Annotated in this window: 1 protein-coding gene; it reads left to right on the top strand. The window is 38.5% G+C overall.

From position 1 onward, the window contains the following. Positions 1-273 (top strand): M15 family metallopeptidase (locus tag SB717_RS35760; RefSeq protein ID WP_410907707.1); only part of this gene is annotated, 273 nt, incomplete at both ends.

The raw sequence follows: 273 nt of genomic DNA on the forward strand, positions 1-273 counted from the left end.
GTGGTTATAGAGATTTCCAAGAGCAAAAACAGCTATATGAAAAAATGGGATCTGATTATGCACTTCCAGCAGGATACAGTGAACATAATTTAGGATTATCACTGGACATTGGGTCTACTCAAAAGAAAATGGAGAAAGCGCCTGAAGGAAAATGGATTGAAGAGAACGTATGGAAGCATGGCTTTGTATTACGTTATCCGAAAAATAAAAGTAACATTACTGGAATTCAATATGAGCCATGGCATATCCGTTATGTCGGCCTACCTCATAGCG

The organism is Priestia sp. SIMBA_032, assembly GCF_046535215.1.
GTDB classification, from domain to species: domain Bacteria; phylum Bacillota; class Bacilli; order Bacillales; family Bacillaceae_H; genus Priestia; species Priestia aryabhattai.